Origin of the sequence: Aeromonas sp. QDB25, assembly GCF_027707725.1 — a bacterium.
Taxonomy (GTDB): Bacteria; Pseudomonadota; Gammaproteobacteria; order Enterobacterales; family Aeromonadaceae; genus Aeromonas; species Aeromonas caviae.
Genome location: NZ_JAPCIZ010000018.1, coordinates 1 through 20,841, shown reverse-complemented (window position 1 = coordinate 20,841; position 20,841 = coordinate 1). Strand labels below are relative to the sequence as shown.

Here is a 20,841-nt window from a genome sequence, read left to right as displayed (position 1 = left end):
TTAGGCGCTATAATCCAAGGCCTTGGCCAGGGGAGGCTTGCCTATGACACGCGACCAACTGCTTGAGTATCTGGAACATTTCACGCTGGTGACCGATGGCAACCGGTTGTCCGAGCTCATCGGCCGCTTCACCCTGGGAATGGGTTACGACTACTACCGCTTCGCCCTCATCCTGCCCATGTCGATGCAAAGGCCCAAGGTGGTGCTGTTCAACCAGTGCCCCGACTCCTGGGTACAGGCCTACACCCTGAACAACATGCTGGCCTGCGATCCCATCATCCAGCTCGCCCGCAGGCAGACCCTGCCCATCTACTGGAACCGGCTGGACGAGAAGGCGCGCTTCCTGCAAGAGGGGAGCATGGATGTGATGGGGCTGGCGGCGGAATTCGGGTTGCGCAACGGCATCTCGTTCCCGCTGCACGGGGCGGCGGGGGAGAACGGCATACTCTCTTTCATCACCCGGGAGCGGGCGTCGAGCGATCTGATGCTGGAGTCCTCGCCCATCCTCTCCTGGATGTCCAACTACATCTTCGAGGCGGCGATCCGGATCGTGCGCCAGAGCATGAGGGAGGACGATCCCCAGGAGCCCCTGACGGAGCGGGAGACCGAGTGCCTGTTCTGGGCCAGCGAAGGGAAGACATCGGGGGAGATCGCCTGCATCCTCGGCATCACGGAGCGCACCGTGAACTACCACCTCAATCAGGTCACCCGCAAGACAGGGTCGATGAACCGCTACCAGGCCATCGCCAAGGGGGTGAGCAGCGGCATCCTGCTGCCGAACCTGGAGCAGGTGGTGGTCACCAACTTCCCCTCCCTGCTGCAGTGAATACAGGCCCGGCGGCACCGGCTCGTCGCCCGGCATCCCCTCTGTCGCCATCACCGCTGTCCTGCGCCGTCCCATCCTGCCGCCGATTCTCGGGGTGGGGCTGTGACCCCACAATTGTCAGATCCTGCAATTGACAACCTTCTTTGTGTGGTTTCGGCCCGGTTTTCATCAGTTTTATGAATGCATCAGAAAATGAATGAATTTCTCTGATTACCCGTGCCCCCTTATAGTGCGTTTCTCACTTTCACAGGAACGCATCTCCATGTTCGCCACCACCCTGCAAGGCTTTACCCTCGGCCTTGCCATGATCATCCCCATCGGGGCCCAGAATGCCTTCGTGCTGAGCCGGGGCATTCACCGCAATCACCACCTGCTGACGGCGACCCTCTGCTGCCTGTGCGATCTCGTGCTGATCGGCATCGGGGTGTTCGGCGGGGCCAACCTGCTGGCGGCCAGCCCGATCGGCCTGGCCCTGTTGACCTGGGGCGGCGTGCTCTTCCTCGGCTGGTTCGGTATCCGTTCCCTGCGCAGTGCCTGGCGCGGCCAGGAGGCGGCCCTGGCGGACTCGCCCCGGTTGATGGGGGTCAAGAGCGTGCTGGCCATGACCCTCGGAGTGACCCTGCTCAATCCCCACGTCTACCTGGATACCCTGATGTTGCTTGGCTCCTTCGGCAGCCAGTTTGCCGAGGAGCTCAGACCTGCCTTCGCGGCGGGGGCCATGCTGGCTTCCCTGGTCTGGTTCTACGGACTGGCGTTCGGGGCGGCGGCACTCTCCCCCTGGCTTGCCCGGGGCCGGGTGCAGCAAGCCATTGATCTTGTTGTAGGTCTCATCATGCTGGTGCTGGCGGCCAAGCTGGCATTGGGTGCCATATTGGCCTCATGAGGCTATTTTTGTGCCGGGCTTCATAAAAATGAGTCCCGGTGCCATCTGCTGACATATTCGTCTGTTAAATTCCCGGCGCTGGTAAAGCGTTACTCATAATAAAAGGGAAAAAACAGTGAATAACACCATGAAGCTGGGGGCTATTGCCGCCATCGTGCTGCTGTCTGCCTGCAGCAACGAGAATGACAGCAAGGCGCAGCCGGGGACCGTCTCCCTGCGCCTGATCCAGACCTCCGACATCCACTCCAACGTGCTGGGGTACGACTACTACCAGAACAAGGAGGATCGCAAGTTCGGCCTCTCCCGCACCGCCCTGCTGATCCGCGCCGCCCGCGCCGAGAACCCCAACAACCTGCTGCTCGACAACGGCGACCTCATTCAGGGCACGCCGCTGGCGGACTACATCTTCGAGCAGTCCGGTGCTGGCTACCTCGAGAAGCAGGCGCACCCGGTGTTCAAGGCGATGAACGAGCTGGGCTACGACGCGGGCAACCTGGGCAACCACGAGTTCAACTACGGCCTGGACTACCTTGGCAAGGTACTGGCGGGAGCCGACTTCCCCTATGTGAACGCCAACGTGTTCGAGGCGGGGGCCTTCAAGCGCGATGCCAAGGGACAAATAGACTGGAGCGGCAACAAGTTCACCCCCTATCTGCTGCTGGAGCGCGAGGTGACCGATGACAAGGGCCAGCGCCAGCGCGTCAAGGTGGGCATCCTGGGGCTGACCCCGCCCCAGGTGCTGCAGTGGGACAAGCGTCATCTGGAGGGCAAGGTGGTGGTGGCCGACATGGTCGAGACCGCCAATCACTATGTGCCCGAGCTGCGCGCCAAGGGCGCCGACATCGTGGTGGTGGTGGCTCACACCGGCATCAATGCCAGCAGCTACGAGGCCATGATGGAGAACTCCGCCTGGCACTTGGCCAAGGTGAAGGGGGTGGACGCCCTGATGCTGGGCCACGCCCACAAGAACTTCCCCGGGGACTTCCCGGATCTGCCGGAGGTGGACAACCAGGCTGGCACCCTGAGCGGCATCCCCACCGTGATGCCCGGTTACTGGGGCAACCACCTCGGCATCATCGACCTCAAGCTGGAGCAGGTGGACGGCAAGTGGCAGGTGAAGCAGAGCCAGGCCAGCCTGCGCAAGATAGACGCCAGCGAGGGCAGTGCGGTGGATCAGCGGGTGGTGGACCTGGTACAGGCCGACCACGACGCCACCAACCAGTGGCTGGACGAGCCGCTCGGCAAGATCACCTCCCCCATCCACAGCTTCTTCGCCCTGGTACAGGACGACCCCTCGGTGCAGCTGGTGAGCGATGCCCAGCGCCGCCACGCGGAGCAGTTGCAACAAGACGGTCTGCTCAAGGAGTCCTACCCCATCCTGTCGGTGGCGGCCCCCTTCCGTGGCGGTCGCAACGGCATCAACGACTTTACCTACGTGGCCCAGGGTGACATCTCCCTGCGCAACGTCTCCGACCTCTACATCTATCCGAACACCCTGCAGGTGGTCGAGGTGAACGGGGCCACCGTCAAGGAGTGGCTGGAGATGAGCGCTGGCCAGTTCAACCAGATCGACACCGGCAAGACAGAGGTGCAGTGGCTGGTGAACGAGAGCTTCCCCACCTACAACTTCGATGTGATTGACGGGGTCAGCTACGAGGTGGACATCACCCAGCCGGCCCGCTACAGCAAGGACGGGGTCAAGGTGAGCGACGGCCAGCGCATCAGCGGCCTCACCTTCAACGGCCAGCCCGTGGACCCGGCCCAGAAGTTCTACGTGGTGACCAACAACTACCGCGCCAGCGGCGGCGGCCACTTCCCGGGCATCGACGGCAGCAACATCGTCCATGAAGATCCCTTCGAGACGCGGGAGATCATCGCCCAGTACCTGAAGGCCCAGTCTGCGGACAACCCGGCCGGCTTCAGCCCGGCGGCCAACAACAACTGGCACATGAAGGCCCTGCCCGCCAACGTGGACGTGCGCCTCTACTCCTCGCCGACCGACGAGGCCAAGGCCCTGGCGGGGGCGGATCTGTCGTACCAGTCCACCCTGCCGATGGATGACGCCAAGCACCCCGGCTACGCCATCTACCGCCTGATCCGCCAGTAAGGCAGACGCTGGCAGCCAACAAAAAAGCCCTCGCAGTGCGAGGGCTTTTTCATGGGGCGTGGTGCCATCCTGTCCTGTCGTCTGGACTTGCCCGGTCGACGGGGCGAGAGGGCATCAGTAGTAGCCGGGATCGTCCGGATTGGGGCGGGTCTTGAAGCGGCGGTGCAGCCACATGTACTGCTCCGGCGCCTTGCGCACGGCGGCTTCAATCTCGCGATTGGCGCGGCTGGCATCCGCCATGTCGTCACCGCTCGGGTAGTCCGCGAGCGGGGCCCCGATATGCAGGGTGTAGCCCTCCCGGGTGCGGATGTTGTAGCAGGGCAGGGTGACGGTGTTCTTCACCCGGGCCAGGGTGGCGGTACCCGTGATGGTGGCGGCCTGCTCCACCGCGAAGTAGGGCACGAAGACGCTGGCATGGCTGCCGTAGTCGTGATCCGGTGCATACCAGAGGGCGTCGCCGTTGCGCAGCGCCTTGATCATCCCCTTCACGTCCATCCGGTCCACCAGGTATTTGTTGGAGGCGCAGCGACCGTGGTACTGGGCGTACTCCAGCACCGGATTGGTGTTGGGGCGATAGACGCCGACCCCGGGGCGCACCAGGCCGAAGCAGCGGGCATTGAGCTCAAGGGTGAGGAAGTGGCAGGAGAGCAGCAGCATCCCCTGGCCCTTCTCCATGGCGTTGATGACGTGCTCTTCCCCTTCCACCTTCATCAGGCGGCGCATCCGCCAGTCTGGCCAGAACCAGGCCATGCCCACCTCGAAGATGGCGCAACCCACGCTCTCGAAGTTCTGCACCAGGAGGGCTTCGCGCTCATCCCGGCTGAGTTCGGGCATCGCCAGCTCCAGGTTGCGGCGGGCAATCTTGACGCGGGATTTCAGCAGCTTGCGGGCCAGGGTGCCGAGCTGGCGGCCCAGCCACATCTGACTGCGCCAGGGCAGCAACACCAGCAGCCAGAGCAGGGAGAGGCCCAGCCAGCTCCCCCAGTAACGGGGATGGAACAGACGGGGTTCGAGGCGGGGAGCGTGTTCTTGGGCCATGAAGAGTCTCTTGTTCGCAAAGGCAAAGGGGGGAGTCCGACCGAACCGGGGGGCCTGTGTGGGGTGGCCCGGCGCGGATGCGGTCACTCGCATGTGGAGGATTCTATCCGAAAAGCGGGGGCGGGCGCGAATCGCCGTCATCTGGTCAGAGGGGGCGTCAGGGGGCAGGGCCGTGCTTTTTTCACGCCCCGGAAAAGAGTGTGATAAAATCGGCCGCTGAATTTTTCAGGTTTTGAGAGCCGATACAGATGAAAATCACCCTGCCCGAGTTTGAAAAAGCCCGCATCCTGGTCGTTGGCGATGTCATGTTGGATCGCTACTGGCATGGCCCTACCGGCCGGATCTCCCCCGAGGCACCGGTCCCCGTGGTCAAGGTCGAGCACATCGAGGAGCGTCCGGGCGGCGCCGCCAACGTGGCGCTCAACTCCGCCGCCCTCGGCGCCCAGGCCGTGCTGCTGGGCCTGACCGGTCAGGATGAAGCCGCCGATGCCCTCGCCAGCCAGATGGCCGGGGTCAAGGTGGCCTGTGATTTCGTGCGCCTGACCGACTATCCGACCATCACCAAGCTGCGGGTGCTGTCCCGCAACCAGCAACTGCTGCGCCTCGACTTCGAAGAGGCCTTCCACGACGTGGATGCCAGCCTGCTGATGGGCAAGGTGGAGCAGGCGCTGCCCCAGGCGGACGTGATGATCCTCTCCGACTACGGCAAGGGCGCCCTCAACGATGTGCCCGGCATGATCCGGCGTGCCCGCGCCGCCGGCATCCCCGTGCTGGTCGACCCCAAGGGGACCGATTTCGAGAAGTACCGCGGTGCCACCCTGCTGACCCCCAACATGTCCGAGTTCGAGGCCGTGGTGGGTAAGGTGAAGGGGGAAGAAGATCTGGTCGCCAGGGGGCTGGAGCTGGTCAAGCGCTTCGAGCTGGACGCTCTGCTGGTCACCCGTTCCGAGAACGGCATGACCCTGATCCGCGAAGGGCAGCCCGAGCTGCACCTGCCGGCCCAGGCCCACGAGGTCTATGACGTCACCGGTGCCGGTGACACCGTCATCTCCACCCTGGCGACTTCCCTTGCCGCGGGCAAGAGTCTGGACGAGGCCTGCGCCCTGGCCAACACCGCCGCCGGTATCGTGGTCGGCAAGTTGGGGACCTCCACCGTGAGCCCGGTGGAGCTGGCCAACGCCCTCTACACCGAGCAGGAGACCGGTTTTGGCGTCATGTCCGAGGCCCAGCTCAAGGTGGCCGTCCAGGCCGCCCGTCTGCGCGGCGAGAAGGTGGTGATGACCAACGGCTGCTTCGACATTCTGCACGCGGGTCATGTCTCCTATCTGGCCAATGCGGGCAAGCTGGGGGATCGCCTGATCGTGGCGGTGAACACCGACGAGTCCGTGCGTCGCCTCAAGGGGCCGGGTCGCCCGGTCAACCCGACCGAGCGCCGTATGACTGTGCTGGCGGCCCTGGGTGCCGTGGACTGGGTGGTCCCCTTCAGCGAAGACACTCCCCAGCGTCTGATCGCCGAGATCCTGCCAGACCTCCTGGTCAAGGGGGGCGACTACAAGCCCGAAGAGATCGCCGGTTACGCCGAGGTGACCGCCAATGGCGGCGAGGTGCGGGTGCTGAACTTCGAGGACGGCTGCTCCACCACCGACATCATCAAGACCATCCGCGAGCGCGGATAAGCGTAAAACCCGGCCAAGGCCGGGTTTTTTGATGGGGCTGCCGGGTCGGTGACATGGCCGCTGCCTGGCAGGCCCCGACCAACGCACTTCCAGCGGCGAACAGAGATGAAAAAGGCGACCCCGGGGTCGCCTTTTCTCATGGTGTGCGCCTGGCTCAGGACTTCTTGGTGACCTGGGCGGCGGGCATCAGACCCTGGTTCACCTCTTCCAGATCCTTCTGCTCCAGGATGCCGGCGGCCTGCTTGAGGGAGAGGATGCTGAGGATGTAGTTGTAGCGGGCCTCGGAGAGCTTCTGCTTGGCCTGATACAGCTTGCGGGTGGAGTCCAGCACGTCGACGATGGTGCGGGTACCCACCTCGTAACCGGCCTCGGTCGCCTTCAGGGCGCTGTCGGCGGAGATGACGGACTGGCTGTAGGCGCGGACCGAGCCGATGCTGGCGTTCACGTTGTTGTAGGAGGAGCGGACCGTGCTCTGCACCGAGCGGAAGCTGCGCTCGAGCTGTTCGCTGGCGGCCACGTAGTTGAACTGTGCCTGCTTGACCTGGGAGGTGGTGGCCCCGCCGGTGTAGATGGGCAGCTTGAAGTTCAGGCCGATGTTGCCCTGATTGCTGTTGCTCTCGGGGTTGCGGATCTCGTCCTTGTAATCGTTGTAACCGGCGTTCAGGCCGGCGCCCAGATCCAGGGTCGGTTCATGACCGGTCTTGGCCAGATCGATCTGCTCCTTGGCGATGTCCTTGCCGATGCGGGCGCTGTGCAGCTCCAGGTTCTTGTCCAGGGCCAGCTCCAGCCACTTGTCGGAGTTGAACGCGGTCTTCTGCGGGCTGAAGCGATCGGTGTTGAGTACGTCCAGTTGACGGTGGTCGATACCGGTCAGCTCGCGCAGGCTCTCGTAGCTGTTGTCCAGGGTGTTCTCGGCATTGATCTCGTCCGCCAGCGCTTGATCGCGCTCGGCCTCGGCCTCGTGCACGTCGGTGATGGCGGTCAGGCCCACTTCAAAGCGCTGCTGGGTCTGTTCAAGCTGACGCTCGACCGCGGTCTTGTTGGCACGCACGAACTCCAGGGTATCCATGGCCTTAAGCACGTCGAAGTAGGCCTGGGCGGTACGCAGCATCAGGTTCTGGTACTCGAGGTTGTAGGCCACGTCGGACTGGGTGGCGCTCTTCTCGGTCAGATCCAGGTTGACCCAGTTGCTGCGACGGTAGATGGATTGATCCAGGGTCACGGAGCCGGTAGCGCCCGTGTTGGTCATGGTGTCGTTCTTGTTTTGCAGGTAGTTCAGGCCGGCGCCCAGGTTGATCTGGGGCAGCAGGGCTGCACGGGATTCGTTGATCTTCTCGAAGGCCTGGTCCCGCTTGGCCTTGGATTCCAGCAGCTGGGTGTCCTTGATCTGGGCCTGTTGGTAAATATCGAGCAGGTTTTCGGCATGAGCGGTGCCGCTCACACCCAGCATCACCATGACTGACAAGAGTGTTCTTTTCATATGATAGTTTTAACCTTTTGTATCAACCCAAAGCTGTCCGCTGGATGAAGGGGGGATTGTCACCGACCAAGCTTGATTTCAGCTTAACCACTCTACTATAAGCAGATTTCATTGCGAACTGTCTCTTTTCCAGCTGCGGAAACGTCAAGGTCCGGGGCGAGTTTTCTCGGCAACGCGCCTAGCCAAATGCCCTGTGGCTGCTAAAATCCTTCCCTCATCGTCGGCGAGAGCGAGTGAATGAATGTTCATTCACGCCCCCGAATATTATGGTCAAACCAAGCCAAGTCAAGCTGGCAGGAGTCTCGAATGTCACAGCAAGCCTTGCCTCAAACCTGCCACTACTCCAGCGATGATGTGAAAATCATTGAAAAATCAGCTGGATATAATGGCTTCTTCAAGGTGAATGTCTACCGCCTGCAACACAGGCTGTTTGCCGGTGGCTGGAACGCCCCCATCGTCCGGGAACTGTTCGAACGTGGCCATGCCGCCGCCCTGCTGCCTTATGATCCGGTGCGGGACGAGATCGTGCTGGTGGAGCAGTTTCGCATCGGCGCTATGGAGACCAGCGCCACCCCCTGGCTGCTGGAGCTGGTGGCCGGCATCATCGATGAAGGGGAGACCGCCGAGGCAGTGGTGCGGCGCGAAGCGGTGGAAGAGGCAGGGATCGAGGTGGGACGCTGCGAACACGCCATCAGCTATCTGGTGAGCCCGGGTGGCAGCACCGAGCGCATCGAGGTGTTCGTGGGCGAGGTGGATGCCAGTCAGGCCAAGGGGATCCACGGTCTGGCGGAAGAGGGGGAAGACATCCGGGTCCACGTAGTGAGCCGCGAGCAGGCCTATGCCTGGCTCAAAGAGGGGCGCATCGACAATGCTGCCTCCGTCATCGCCCTGCAGTGGCTGGCCCTGAATCACGGCGAGCTGCGGGCACGCTGGCTGGCGGGGCGCTGAGGTGACGCTCGTTCAGACCCGGGTCAGGTGCCCTGTGTCCGACTGGAACACTGTGCAGTGGGTCCACCCCTCATGGACCCTGATTGAGGGAGCCGCGACATGTCATTAGTCCAGAGCCCGATGAAGCGCTATGTGCCTGATTTGATGTCCTTGCAGCGTACCTGCGAGGTCAATTACATGGCGCTGATGAAACTGTTGCCGCCCGGCGGCAGCGTAGGTGCCGAGCGCCGCTATCAGGTCGGCAACGGCCTGCAGTTCCAGCTCACGGTGACAGAGGAGAGCCGCTTCACCAGCCAGGTGATCCTGGCCCAGCACAACCCCGAATTGCCGAGCTACTTGCAAGCCCGGATAGAGATTCGTTTGTATCATGATGTGCGAATGGCGGAAGTGTGTGCGGCGCAACAGATTTCAATGTTGCAACCACGTTATGATTATCCCAATCAAAAAATGCATCACAGGGATGAAAAGGAGCAGGTAAATCTATTCTTGGCCGATTGGTTGAGATTTTGTCTCAAACACGGCACCAGCCTGATTAACATCCTCTAGTCGAACCCATAAAAAAGAAGCGTGATTTTGGAAACAGAGCTACCTCAGGCGCCGGACGGCAGTGTGCGCCTGTTACAGATTACCGATACCCATCTCTTCGCCAGTGCCGAGGGGCGGCTGCTGGCCGTGCCCACGGCGCAGAGTCTGGCCGCCGTGCTGGAGCGGGTGCAGGCCAACGAGCACCCGTTCGATCTCATCCTCGCCACCGGGGATCTCTCCCAGGATCACAGCCCGGAGTCCTACCAGCGCTTCGCCTCCATGATGGCGCCCCTGGCTCGCCCCATCTACTGGTTGCCCGGCAACCACGACGACGGCCCCCTGATGACCGAATACCTCCATGCGGCCGGCATCAGCGAGGCCAAGCAGCTGGTAGGCGAGCACTGGCAGGTGATCCTGCTGGATACCCAGGTGCGCGGCAAACCCCACGGGGTGCTGGGGGATCACCAGCTGGCGGCCCTGGATCAGGCCCTGCGCCAGCATCCCGAGCGCCACGCCCTCATCGCCCTGCACCATCAGGCGGTGCCGGTGGGCTGCGCCTGGCTGGATCAGCACAACCTCAAGAATGCCGACGACCTGTTCGCCGTGCTGGCCCGCCACCCGCAGCAGAAGACCATCCTGTTCGGCCACGTCCATCAGGAGTTTGACGAGGTGCACCACGGAGTGCGGCTCATCGCCAGCCCCTCTACCTGCATCCAGTTCAAGCCGCTCTCCGACGGTTTCGCACTGGACGAATCCGGCCCGGGCTGGCGCTACCTCACCCTGCACCCGGATGGCCGGGTGGCGAGTCAGGTGTGGCGCCTGCCGCTGGGCCAGTTCGTGCCCGACCCCAATGCCACCGGTTACTGAGGGGTTGCCATGAAGCCCGTCCTGCTCTATCTGCACGGTTTCAATTCATCCCCCGGCTCGGCCAAGGCGCAGCAGATGGCGGCCTGGGTGGCAGAGAACAGGCCCGATATCGAGGTGGTGATCCCGGCCCAGCCCAACACCCCGGCGGCCGCCTGGGCTGCCATCGAGCAGGCCATCGCCGACCTGAAGGCCCGCCACGGCAGCGCCCTGCGACTGGGCGCCGTGGGCAGCTCCCTCGGTGGCTTCATGGCCACGCGAGTGAGCGAGATGTACGGTTGCCGCGCCGCCCTCATCAACCCGGCGGTGCGCCCCCACGAGCTGCTCTGCGACTACCTCGGCCCCCAGACCAACCCCTACAGCGGCGAACGCTATGAACTGCTGCCCGGGCACATGGACGAGCTGAGAGCGCTGGCGGTGCCGGTGACCGCCCCGGAGCGGCTCTGGGTGCTGCAACAGCAGGAGGACGAGGTGCTCGACTATCGCAAGGCGCTGGACGAATACCGCTTTGCCCGTCTCTCCCTGGAGTGTGGCGGCGATCACGCCTTCACAGGCTTCGAGCGCTACCCCGCCCAGATCGTCCGTTTCCTCGGGCTCTAGCCATGCAACTGCCGTTGGCCGCCTTCCTCGAACAGGTGCTGGCCACGGCCCAGGCGGGGCTCACCTACTCCCGCGATCCCTTCGACATCGCCCGCTTCGAGGCGCTGCGAGCGGCCACGGTGACGCTCATCGCCAGCCAGAGTGAGCTGGCCCCCGATGCCATCGGCGACTGGATTGCCCTCGACAGCGGCTATCCCACCCCCAAGCTCGATGTGCGGGCCTTCATTCAGAACGACGCGGGCCATGTCCTGCTGGTGCAGGAGCGCAGTGACGGTTGCTGGACTCTGCCGGGGGGCTGGTGCGACATCGGCGATTCGCCTGCGGACGCCGTGGTGCGCGAAGTGGTGGAGGAGACCGGCCTCGTCTGTCGGGCGGTGCAGCTGCTGGCGTTGTTCGACAAGCTCAAGCATCCCCATCCCCCGCAGCTGCCCCATGCCCACAAGGCCTTCTTCCTGTGCGAGGTGACGGGCGGCGCTCTGCTTACCGACACCGATGAAACCAAAGGGGCGGGGTACTTCCCCATCGACGCCTTGCCCGAACTCTCCCGCCACCGGGTGGTGGCGTCCCAGTTGCGCACCCTGCATGACCATCTGTCGCAGGGGCGGGGGGATACCCTGTTCGATTAACCGGTTCGCAGCCTGACACTGCGGCAAGGAGGCAGCATGATCACACGCATCGGCAATACCCCCATCCAGAAGAAACACAAGGCGAGCTGCCACTGCGGCGCCGTGGTGCTGGAACTGACCCTGCCGGATGGCGTGGTGGATCCGCGCCGCTGCGACTGCTCCTTCTGTCGGCGGCGTGGGGCCATCGTCGCCTCGGTGCCGCTCTCCGGCATCCGCATCCTGCAAGGGGAGGCGGCGCTTCGCTGCTACCAGTTCAACACCCGCACCGCGAAACACTACTTCTGCAGCGTCTGCGGCATCTACACCCATCACCAGCGCCGATCCAATCCGGCGGAATATGGCTACAACCTCGCCTGTCTGGAGGGGGTCAACCCGTTCGATCTGGGAGAGGTGCCGACCCGCGACGGGGTGCATCACCCGGCAGATACCGTAGCCGATTGAACGCGAGGTGACTGCCCCGACGGGTGGCGGGGAGGACGGGCGAGGTGTTGCCGCGCCACTCCCGTGACGACGCCTCAGGGGGTCATCTGCTTGTGTAGCCCCCGCCATGGCTGTGTTAACCTTGCCCTGTCCGTCTCCCGGCGGACCCCGGCCTCTCTCTTCATTCCATCTCTGCCAACAGGGGGCACACCCGTGACGACTGCTTCAGCGCTGCCGGATCTGATCCTCGGGGCCTCGCTCTACTTTCCGCCCCTGTTCAAGGCCGTGCTGCTCGGCCTGCTGGGCTGGCTGCCGCTGCACCATCTGCTGCGGGACTGGCTCTACGGCGGCGAGGTCTGGCACCCCCTGCTGATGGATCTCTCCCTCTTCATCCTCGCCGTCAGCGGCGCCCTATGGATATTGCTACATGGCTAAATCACCCCTCGCGACCCTCAAATACTTCTCCACCCTGCTGGTCTTTGCCCTGGCGCTGGTGTCGCTCTGGTGGCTGTGGAACGACTACATGCAGGGTCCCTGGACCCGGGATGGCAAGGTGCGGGCCGAGCTGGTCAGCATCACGCCCCAGGTGTCGGGCAAGATCGTCAGGATAGGGGTCAAGGACAACCAGCTGGTGAAGGCGGGGGACCTGCTCTTCACCCTGGATCCCGAGCCCTATCGCATCGCGCTGGACAACGCCAGCGCGGCCCTGGCCAAGGCCAGGTCGGATCTCGACAAGGCGGAGCACGAGGCGAACCGTCGCCAGAGCCTCTCCCGCACCGTCATCTCCGCCGAGGCGGTGGATGAATCCAGGCTCAATGCCCAGGCGATGAAGGCGGCCTATGAGGTGGCCCAGGCCAATCTGGAGCAGGCCAGATGGTCCCTTGCCCGGACCGAGGTCCATGCCGCGAGCGACGGCTACATCACCAATCTGCAGGCCAGGGTCGGCAACTACGCCACCGCCGGGGTGCCCCTGGTAGCCCTGATAGACACCCACTCCTTCTATGTGCAGGGCTATTTCGAAGAGACCAAGCTCAGGCACATCGCCCCCGGCAAACCGGCCGAGGTGGTGCTCTACAGCGGGGATCGGGTACTCAGGGGGGAGGTGGAAAGCATAGGGCGCGCCATTCACGATCAGAGCCTGGAAGGCAGTGAGGGGCTGCTACTCGACGTCAAGCCGAACGTGCCCTGGGTGCGTCTGGCCCAGCGGGTGCCGGTGCGGATCAGGCTGCTGGCGATTCCCCCGGATCTGGTCTTGATCGCGGGCACGACCTGCACCATCACCATAGGGGACTAGAGTGATCCCCTCGCTCTGGCGCCAGACCCCCTGGGGCAAGGCCAACGGCGGCCAGTGGCGCTACGCCCTGCGCAATGCCCTGGCCATGTGCCTGTCGCTCTGGCTGGCGTTCGTGCTGCAACTCGACTCTCCCTACTGGGCCATGACCTCCGCCGCCGTGGTGAGCTTTCCCACCGTGGGGGGCGTCATCAGCAAGAGCCTGGGGCGGGTGGTGGGCAGCCTCATCGGCGCCATGGCGGCGGTGATGATCACCGGCCTTGGCATCGGTGATCCCTGGCTCTTCAGCCTGCTTATCGCCCTCTGGCTGGGGGGGTGCACCTACATCTCCAACCACCATCAGAACAACGTCTCCTACGGTTTCGCCCTGGCGGGCTATACCGCCGCCATCATCGCCTTCTCCTGCGTCAACCTGACCGACCCACAACATATCTTCGACATCGCCCAGGCCCGGGTGAGCGAGGTGATCGTCGGCATCCTCTGCGGCGGCCTGATGATGATGATCCTGCCGAGTTTCTCCGATGGCGAGACCCTGCTGGACTCCCTCGGCAAGAGCCAGACCCGGCTGCTGGAACATGCCCAGCTGCTCTGGCTCGGGGAGACGGGCGCCGATGTGCGCACCGCCCACGAGGGGGTGATCGGTCAGATCCTCACCCTGAACGTGCTGCGCATCCAGGCAGTCTGGAGCCATCACCGCCTGCGCCGCCACAACCAGTTGCTGAACTATCTGCTCCATCGCCAGCTGAGGATGGTCAGCCTCATCTCGGGGCTGCGCCGCATGCTGCAACACTGGCCAGAGGACGCAGTCGACCCGGCCCCCATGCTGGCCGCCGTGCTGCGGGAGCTGGGGCAGGGGGGCTGCGACAAGCTGCGCATCGCCCGCCTGATGGCGCCCTTCGTGGCCCGTTCGGGGGACGATTATCGCTGTCAGGCCTTCTGGTTGCGGCTGCGCCACTTCTGCTGGAGCTACCTGGAGTGTCAGCGCTGGCTGGAAAGGCTGGCCCGCCACGATGGCCAGGAGTGGCCGGCGCCGCCGCGCCACAGCTCTCTGACCCGCCACACCGACGGCCTGGAGGCGGCCTACAACGGGGGGCGTACCTTCCTCTGCGTGATGCTGGGCTGCACCTTCTGGATCCACAGCCAGTGGGATGCGGGCGCTGCGGCCCTGACCCTGCTCGCCATCTGCTGCGTGCTCTATTCCGCCACCCCGGCCCCGGCCAAGGGGGCCCAGACCATGCTCAAGGCCATCGTGCTGCTCAGCTTTATCTGCTTCGGGGTCAAGTTCGGGTTGATGATCCGCATCGACGACTTCTGGATCTTCTGTGCCCTGCTGTTCCCCGCCCTCATCACCCTGCAACTGCTGAAATTGCAGCGCCCCCAGGGGGCGGCGCTCTGGGGCCAGCTCATCGTGCTGCTCGGCTCCTTCCTCGCCATCACCAATCCGCCGAGCTACGACTACCTCGCCTTCGTCAACAGCAGCCTCGCGCAGGCACTGGGGGTGATGAGCGCCGGACTGGCGTTCCAGCTCCTGAGGCCCAGCTCGGATCGGCGCAAGAGCCGCCGCCTGATGCACCGTCTGCGGCGGGATTTCGTGGACCAGCTGGCCCCGGCCCCGCAGCAGAGCGAGGGGGAGTTTGAATCCCGGGTCTATCACGCGGTGAGCCAGCTCAGCCAGAGTCAGGATCAGGGGGCCCGGCTCTGGGTGCTGCGCTGGGGCGTGGTGCTGCTCAATTGCAGCCATATCGTCTGGCAGCTCAGGCTCTGGCGCAGCCGGGATCCGGCTCTCTATCTGGTGCGGGACGGCTGTCTGCGCTGCCTGAAAGGCATTCTGACCGAAGGGGGCGTGCAGCACGAGACCCTGGGGCGCACCCTGGCGGAGCTGGACCGCATCAGCCAGGGGCTGGGGGAACATGCAGACCCGGCGGCCCGGGCACTGGCGGGGCTGGTGTGGCGACTCCACTGCTCCCTCTCCCAGCTTGTGCAGGCCCTGCCCGGGGAACCCGCCTGATCCCGGGCGGGGAGGCCGGAGCCCCTCTGGATCACCCTTTGCGAGCGCCCCATTTGTCCCGGGCCCTCCCAGCGAGTAAGATTCCCCCCAAACGTCAATTCGCAAGGCCCTCCATGTCCACTCAATACAATGCGGATGCCATTGAGGTCCTCAATGGCCTTGAACCGGTGCGTCGCCGCCCCGGCATGTACACCGACACCACCCGGCCCAATCACCTCGGCCAGGAGGTCATCGACAACAGCGTCGACGAGGCGCTGGCGGGTCACGCCCGCAATCTGGAGGTGATCCTGCACGAGGATCAGTCCCTCGAGGTGATCGACGACGGTCGCGGCATGCCGGTGGACATCCACCCGGAGGAAGGGGTCTCCGGCGTGGAGCTGATCCTCTGCAAGCTGCACGCGGGGGGCAAGTTCTCCAACAAGAACTATCAGTTCTCCGGCGGCTTGCACGGGGTGGGGATCTCCGTGGTGAACGCCCTCTCCGATCGGGTCGAGGTGACGGTACGCCGGGACGGCCAGGTCTATGACATCGCCTTCGAGCGGGGCGAGAAAGTGCAGGAGCTGACCATCACCGGCACCTGCGGCCGTCGCAACACCGGCACCCGGGTGCGCTTCTGGCCAGAGGCGCGCTACTTCGATTCGCCGCGCTTCTCGGTCTCGAAACTCGAGCACCTGCTCAAAGCCAAGGCCGTGCTCTGCCCAGGCCTCACCATCAAGTTCCTCGACAAGAACACCGGCATCAAGCTTGAGTGGTGCTACGAAGACGGCCTCAAGGATTACCTCATCGATGCGGTCAAGCAGTTCACCTGCCTGCCGGAGCAGCCCTTCGTCGGCTCTTTCAGCTCCGAGCAGTCGGCGGTGGACTGGGCCCTGTGCTGGTTGCCGGAAGGGGGCGAATGCCTCGCCGAATCCTATGTGAACCTTATTCCCACCGCGCTCGGTGGCACCCATGTCAACGGCCTGCGCCAGGGGCTGCTCGACGCCATGCGCGAGTTCTGCGAGTTCCGCAACCTCTTGCCCCGCGGGGTCAAGCTGACCCCGGAAGACATCTGGGATCGCTGCGCCTACATCCTCTCCATCAAGATGCAGGACCCGCAGTTTGCAGGGCAGACCAAGGAGCGACTGTCGTCCCGCCAGAGCTCGGCCTTCGTGTCGGGCGTGGTGAAGGATGCCTTCAGCCTTTACTTGAACAGCAACACCGAGCTGGCCGAACAGTTGGCGGAGCTCTGCATCTCCAGCGCCCAGCGCCGGATGCGCGCCGCCAAGACGGTGGTGCGCAAGAAGATAACCCAGGGCCCGGCCCTGCCCGGCAAACTGACCGACTGCGGCTGCGCCGATCCCATGCAAGGGGAGCTCTTCCTGGTGGAGGGTGACTCCGCGGGCGGCAGTGCCAAGCAGGCGCGGGATCGCGAATTCCAGGCCATCATGCCCCTGCGCGGCAAGATCCTGAACACCTGGGAGGTGGAGGCCGGTCAGGTGCTCGCCTCGCAAGAAGTGCACGACATCTCGGTGGCGATCGGGCTCGACCCCGACTCCGACGACCTCAGTGGCCTGCGCTACGGCAAGGTGTGCATCCTCGCGGATGCGGACTCGGACGGTCTGCACATCGCCACCCTGCTCTGCGCCCTCTTTGTGAAGCACTTCCGCGCCCTGGTGGAAAAGGGCCATGTCTATGTGGCCATGCCGCCCCTCTATCGTATCGACATCGGCAAGGAGGTCTTCTACGCCCTCGACGAGGATGAGAAGAACGGCGTGCTGCAACGGGTCGAAGCCGAGAAGAAGAAGGGCAAGGTGATGGTGACCCGATTCAAGGGGCTGGGTGAGATGAACCCCAAGCAGCTGCGGGAAACCACCATGGATCCCAACACCCGCCGTCTGGTGCAGCTCACCATGGGCGCGGAAGGGGGGGCAGAAGGGGAAGATGGGGACGAGACCCTGCAACTGATGGACATGCTGCTGGCCAAGAAGCGCGCCGGTGATCGCCGCGAATGGCTGGAAGAGAAGGGCAACCTCGCCATCATCTAAAGCGAGTCGCAAGTACCCCGGCCCTCCCCTTCGCAAGGGGAGGGGGCCAAGCCTCTCCTCCCCCTCATGGAGGGGGAGGTTGGGAGGGGGTCTTGTGATTCACCGTCGGCCCCCTGCCGACCCGCATTTCCGGCCGCCCTCTGAGGGCGTACCATAGCAAGAGAACAACCTTATGAGTGATGCTATCGAGCTCAGTCTGTTGGATGAAGTAGAGCGCCAACCAGCTCCCGAACCGAAAGAGATAATCACATGAGTGATGCCATCGAGCTCAGTCTGGACGGGGTAGAGCGCCAGCCAATGCGCACCTTTACCGAACAGGCTTACTTGAACTACTCCATGTACGTCATCATGGATCGGGCCTTGCCGCATATCGGCGACGGCCTCAAGCCCGTGCAGCGGCGCATCATCTACGCCATGAGCGAGCTGGGTCTGTCGGCCCTCTCCAAGCACAAGAAGTCCGCCCGTACCGTGGGTGACGTGCTGGGTAAATATCACCCCCACGGCGACATCGCCTGTTACGAAGCCATGGTGCTGATGGCCCAGCCCTTCTCCTACCGCTACCCGCTGGTGGACGGTCAGGGCAACTGGGGTGCGCCGGACGATCCCAAATCCTTCGCCGCCATGCGTTATACCGAGGCGCGGCTGTCACGCTTCTCCGAGCTGCTGCTCTCCGAGCTGGGACAGGGCACGGTGGAGTGGACGCCCAACTTCGACGGCACCATGAAAGAGCCGGTGGTGCTGCCCGCCCGCCTGCCGCACATCCTGCTCAACGGGGTGACCGGCATCGCGGTGGGCATGGCGACCGATATCCCGCCCCACAACGCGCGGGAAGTGGCCCACGCCTGTGTGGAGCTCTTGGATAACCCCAATGCCGGCCTGGATGCCCTGATGGCCCATGTGCAGGGACCGGACTACCCGACCAACGCCGAGATCATCACGCCGCGGGACGACATCCGCAAAATCTACGAGACCGGCAAGGGCTCCATCAAGCAGCGGGCGGTGTGGAGCGAGGAGGATGGCGACATCGTCATCACGGCGCTGCCCCATCAGGCTTCAGGCGCCAAGATCATGGAGCAGATTGCCGCCCAGATGGTGGCGAAAAAGCTGCCGATGGTGACCGATCTGCGGGATGAATCGGACCACGAGAACCCGACCCGTCTGGTGATCGTGCCGCGCTCCAACCGGGTGGACGTGGAGGGGCTGATGGCCCACCTGTTCGCCACCACGGACTTGGAGAAGAACTACCGGGTCAACCTCAACATCCTGGGTCTGGACAACCGGCCCCAGGTGAAAGACCTCAAGACCATCCTCACCGAGTGGCTGAGTTTCCGCCGTGAGACGGTGCGTCGCCGCCTGCAGTATCGACTCGACAAGGTGCTGGCCCGCCTGCACATCCTCGAAGGCTTGCTCATCGCCTACCTCAACATCGACGAGGTGATCGAGATCATCCGTACCGAAGAGGAGCCGGGCCGGGTGATGATGGAGCGTTTCAACATCAGCGAGACCCAGGCCGAGGCGATCCTCGAGCTCAAACTGCGCCACCTGGCCAAGCTCGAAGAGTTCAAGCTGCGCGCCGAGCAGAACGAACTGGCGGAAGAGCGCGACAAGCTGGAACTGATCCTGGGTTCCGAGCGCCGTCTCAGCACATTGCTCAAGAAAGAGATCCTGGCGGACGCCGAGAAGTACGGCGACGATCGCCGCACCCCGCTGGTGGAGCGTGCCACCGCCGTGGCCCTGACCGAGAAGGAGCTCACCCCGAGCGAGCCGGTGACCGTGATCCTCTCCGACAAGGGGTGGGTGCGCGCCGCCAAGGGCCACGACGTGGATGTGGAGGGCCTCTCCTACAAGGCGGGGGACGGTTATCTGGCCCACGCCCATGGCCGTAGCAACCAGCAGGCGGTGTTCCTCTCCACCCTGGGGAGAACCTACTCGCTGGAGGCCCACACTCTGCCCTCCGCCCGCAGTCAGGGCGAGCCGCTCACCGGTCGCTTCGCGCTGGGGGCTGGCGAAGAGGTACGCCATCTGGTGATGGGGAACGAAGGCGAGCCGTACCTCATCTGTTCTGACGCCGGTTACGGCTTCGTCTGCCAATACGATGACCTGACGGCTAAGAACAAGAACGGCAAGGCGCTGCTGACCGTGCCGGAAGGTGGCCTGGTGATGGCACCCCAGAAGATAGGCGCGCCCGACACCGATCTCTGCATGGCCATCTCCAACGAAGGGCGCATGCTGCTGTTCCCGCTCAATACCCTGCCGGTACTCGGCAAGGGCAAGGGCAACAAGCTCATCAGCATCCCCTCTGCTCGCGTCAAGGCGCGGGAGGAGTTTGTGGTGATGGCCGCCGTCATCCCGCAAGGCCAGTCGGTGACCCTGTTTGCCGGCAAGCGCAAGCTCACCCTCAAGCCGTCTGACCTTGACTACTACCGTGGCGAGCGCGGCCGCCGCGGCGCCAAGTTGCCCCGCGGCTTGCAGCGGGTGGACAGGATAGAGATAGAACCCGCAGCCGGCGCCGAGCCGGTAGCCGGGGAAAATCAGGAAGGGTAAATAATAGAAAGGGCGCGAAAGCGCCCTTCATCTAATTCTGATATTGGCTAGCGATTAACAAGTATTTCTTTGACTCTATCACCTGATGACTTGGGAAGTATGTCATGATCTGATATTAATTTTGTTATGCAGCGGATACCAATGTCAATTACCTCACTTCTCAATGAATCAATATTTTCAGGAGTCATTAGTTTGCTTTTTTTACCGTGGACAATATCACTGCGTAAAGTATACAGTTTACGTAGCCTCTGATAAAACTCATCTCTATCTGCAGGTTCTGCCAAATATTTTGCCATGCTAGCGGTGACTTTGAATGATGTTTCGAAAGCTTCACTGAACATTCCTTCCCAAGCAATTATTGCATCCACAATCGCATCTTCAGGATGTGAACGTTCAAAAATCGCATTTTTTAGTCTTTGCAAAGGAATATTAATGTGTTCTAAATTCACATCTGAAAGTTGTTTAAACCAATTCTTCATTGGCTCTATGTTGTCTGTATTGACGGTAAGGTATTTGCTGGGAGGAGTACTGCTAATCGAATAATTTCCTGGAATCAACAAAGGAAATCCACTTTCAGAGAAACCATGAGATATTCCTCTGTCCTCTCTTAAAGCGAAAGCTAACGATAACTTTAGAGTGTCGATAATATGAGATGTTTTTTTATGGCAATGCACACCCATTGCACACGTCATGCTAGCGTTTGTATCAATCAGACGTGCTCTTTCTTTTATCTCTAGAACATGGCCTGAAATGTAGTTACTTTCGCCACTGAAATTGTGAGATATCGTAGTTAGAGAGTGAACACTTGGATTAGACGGTGAGTCAAATTGCCGTAGATAGGTATTTTGATCAAACTCAATATCTGTAAACCCGCGAATTCAACTCCGAAGTGCAACACCCGCCAAATCAAGCAACCTGTCGTAGTTCATCAAACACGATCTGCGGTTGCCTGAAATCCAAACATTTGCGCGGTCTAAGGTT

Annotated in this window: 18 protein-coding genes; 15 read left to right on the top strand and 3 right to left on the bottom strand. The window is 62.9% G+C overall.

Annotation, left to right across the window (positions count from 1 at the left end; translation table 11 throughout):
• The first annotated feature begins 43 nt into the window (after positions 1–43).
• From PG883_RS08505 to PG883_RS08495, 3 genes are all read left to right on the top strand, one after another.
• A complete protein-coding gene (locus PG883_RS08505) occupies positions 44–826 on the top strand; it encodes a LuxR family transcriptional regulator (RefSeq protein WP_010672766.1) in 783 nt (260 codons plus the stop codon).
• Between the two features lie 262 nt (positions 827–1,088).
• A complete protein-coding gene (gene lysE / locus PG883_RS08500) occupies positions 1,089–1,709 on the top strand; it encodes an L-lysine exporter (protein ID WP_042864503.1) in 621 nt (206 codons plus the stop codon).
• Positions 1,710–1,836: 127 nt separating this feature from the next.
• Entirely contained in the window at positions 1,837–3,816 is a 1,980-nt protein-coding gene (locus PG883_RS08495) for a bifunctional 2',3'-cyclic-nucleotide 2'-phosphodiesterase/3'-nucleotidase (RefSeq protein WP_164882624.1), read from the top strand.
• Positions 3,817–3,930: 114 nt separating this feature from the next.
• Here the strand turns inward: PG883_RS08495 and lpxL are convergent, their stop codons facing one another.
• Complete coding sequence (gene lpxL, locus PG883_RS08490; protein WP_010672769.1) at positions 3,931–4,854, bottom strand: LpxL/LpxP family Kdo(2)-lipid IV(A) lauroyl/palmitoleoyl acyltransferase; 924 nt, start codon at positions 4,852–4,854, stop codon at positions 3,931–3,933.
• Positions 4,855–5,102: 248 nt separating this feature from the next.
• Between lpxL and hldE the strand changes: the two genes are divergently transcribed.
• Positions 5,103–6,530 (top strand): bifunctional D-glycero-beta-D-manno-heptose-7-phosphate kinase/D-glycero-beta-D-manno-heptose 1-phosphate adenylyltransferase HldE, encoded by a 1,428-nt coding sequence (hldE, locus tag PG883_RS08485; protein ID WP_039039759.1) that lies wholly within the window; start codon positions 5,103–5,105, stop codon positions 6,528–6,530.
• A gap of 154 nt (positions 6,531–6,684) precedes the next feature.
• Here hldE and tolC read toward each other — a convergent pair whose 3' ends face one another.
• Positions 6,685–8,010, bottom strand: coding sequence for an outer membrane channel protein TolC (gene tolC, locus PG883_RS08480; RefSeq protein WP_270807065.1), 1,326 nt, complete (start codon positions 8,008–8,010; stop codon positions 6,685–6,687).
• A 306-nt stretch (positions 8,011–8,316) separates the two neighbouring features.
• On the opposite strand from tolC, the gene nudF reads away from it, so the two are divergent.
• The 11 genes from nudF to parC all read left to right on the top strand — a co-directional run bounded on the left by nudF (position 8,317) and on the right by parC (position 19,860).
• Positions 8,317–8,958 carry an ADP-ribose diphosphatase gene (nudF, locus tag PG883_RS08475; protein ID WP_010672772.1) on the top strand — a complete coding sequence of 214 codons (642 nt, stop codon included), beginning with the start codon at positions 8,317–8,319 and terminating at the stop codon, positions 8,956–8,958.
• A 99-nt stretch (positions 8,959–9,057) separates the two neighbouring features.
• Entirely contained in the window at positions 9,058–9,504 is a 447-nt protein-coding gene (locus PG883_RS08470; protein WP_039039758.1) for a DUF1249 domain-containing protein, read from the top strand.
• A gap of 27 nt (positions 9,505–9,531) precedes the next feature.
• The gene (gene cpdA, locus PG883_RS08465; RefSeq protein WP_041214382.1) at positions 9,532–10,350 is read left to right on the top strand and encodes a 3',5'-cyclic-AMP phosphodiesterase; all 819 of its coding nucleotides are present in this window, start codon (positions 9,532–9,534) and stop codon (positions 10,348–10,350) included.
• Positions 10,351–10,359: 9 nt separating this feature from the next.
• The gene (locus PG883_RS08460) at positions 10,360–10,947 is read left to right on the top strand and encodes a YqiA/YcfP family alpha/beta fold hydrolase (protein WP_045523103.1); all 588 of its coding nucleotides are present in this window, start codon (positions 10,360–10,362) and stop codon (positions 10,945–10,947) included.
• A 2-nt stretch (positions 10,948–10,949) separates the two neighbouring features.
• Entirely contained in the window at positions 10,950–11,573 is a 624-nt protein-coding gene (locus PG883_RS08455) for an NUDIX hydrolase (RefSeq protein WP_134997472.1), read from the top strand.
• A 36-nt stretch (positions 11,574–11,609) separates the two neighbouring features.
• Positions 11,610–12,014 carry a GFA family protein gene (locus PG883_RS08450; RefSeq protein ID WP_039039754.1) on the top strand — a complete coding sequence of 135 codons (405 nt, stop codon included), beginning with the start codon at positions 11,610–11,612 and terminating at the stop codon, positions 12,012–12,014.
• Between the two features lie 171 nt (positions 12,015–12,185).
• On the top strand, positions 12,186–12,428 hold the full coding sequence (locus PG883_RS08445; protein WP_039039819.1) for a DUF1656 domain-containing protein: 243 nt from the start codon (positions 12,186–12,188) through the stop codon (positions 12,426–12,428).
• Entirely contained in the window at positions 12,421–13,287 is an 867-nt protein-coding gene (locus PG883_RS08440) for an efflux RND transporter periplasmic adaptor subunit (RefSeq protein ID WP_039039753.1), read from the top strand. The genes PG883_RS08445 and PG883_RS08440 overlap by 8 nt, the downstream gene beginning before the upstream one ends.
• Before the next feature lies 1 nt (position 13,288).
• Positions 13,289–15,292 carry an FUSC family protein gene (locus PG883_RS08435; RefSeq protein WP_257709705.1) on the top strand — a complete coding sequence of 668 codons (2,004 nt, stop codon included), beginning with the start codon at positions 13,289–13,291 and terminating at the stop codon, positions 15,290–15,292.
• Between the two features lie 113 nt (positions 15,293–15,405).
• Positions 15,406–17,316, top strand: a complete 1,911-nt coding sequence (parE, locus tag PG883_RS08430) for a DNA topoisomerase IV subunit B (RefSeq protein ID WP_039039751.1) — start codon at positions 15,406–15,408, stop codon at positions 17,314–17,316.
• A 249-nt stretch (positions 17,317–17,565) separates the two neighbouring features.
• Positions 17,566–19,860: a DNA topoisomerase IV subunit A gene (gene parC, locus PG883_RS08425; RefSeq protein ID WP_270807064.1), complete on the top strand. Its 2,295-nt coding sequence runs from the start codon at positions 17,566–17,568 to the stop codon at positions 19,858–19,860.
• A gap of 47 nt (positions 19,861–19,907) precedes the next feature.
• Here parC and PG883_RS08420 read toward each other — a convergent pair whose 3' ends face one another.
• Positions 19,908–20,552, bottom strand: a complete 645-nt coding sequence (locus PG883_RS08420) for a HEPN domain-containing protein (RefSeq protein WP_270807063.1) — start codon at positions 20,550–20,552, stop codon at positions 19,908–19,910.
• Between the last annotated feature and the right edge of the window lie 289 nt (positions 20,553–20,841).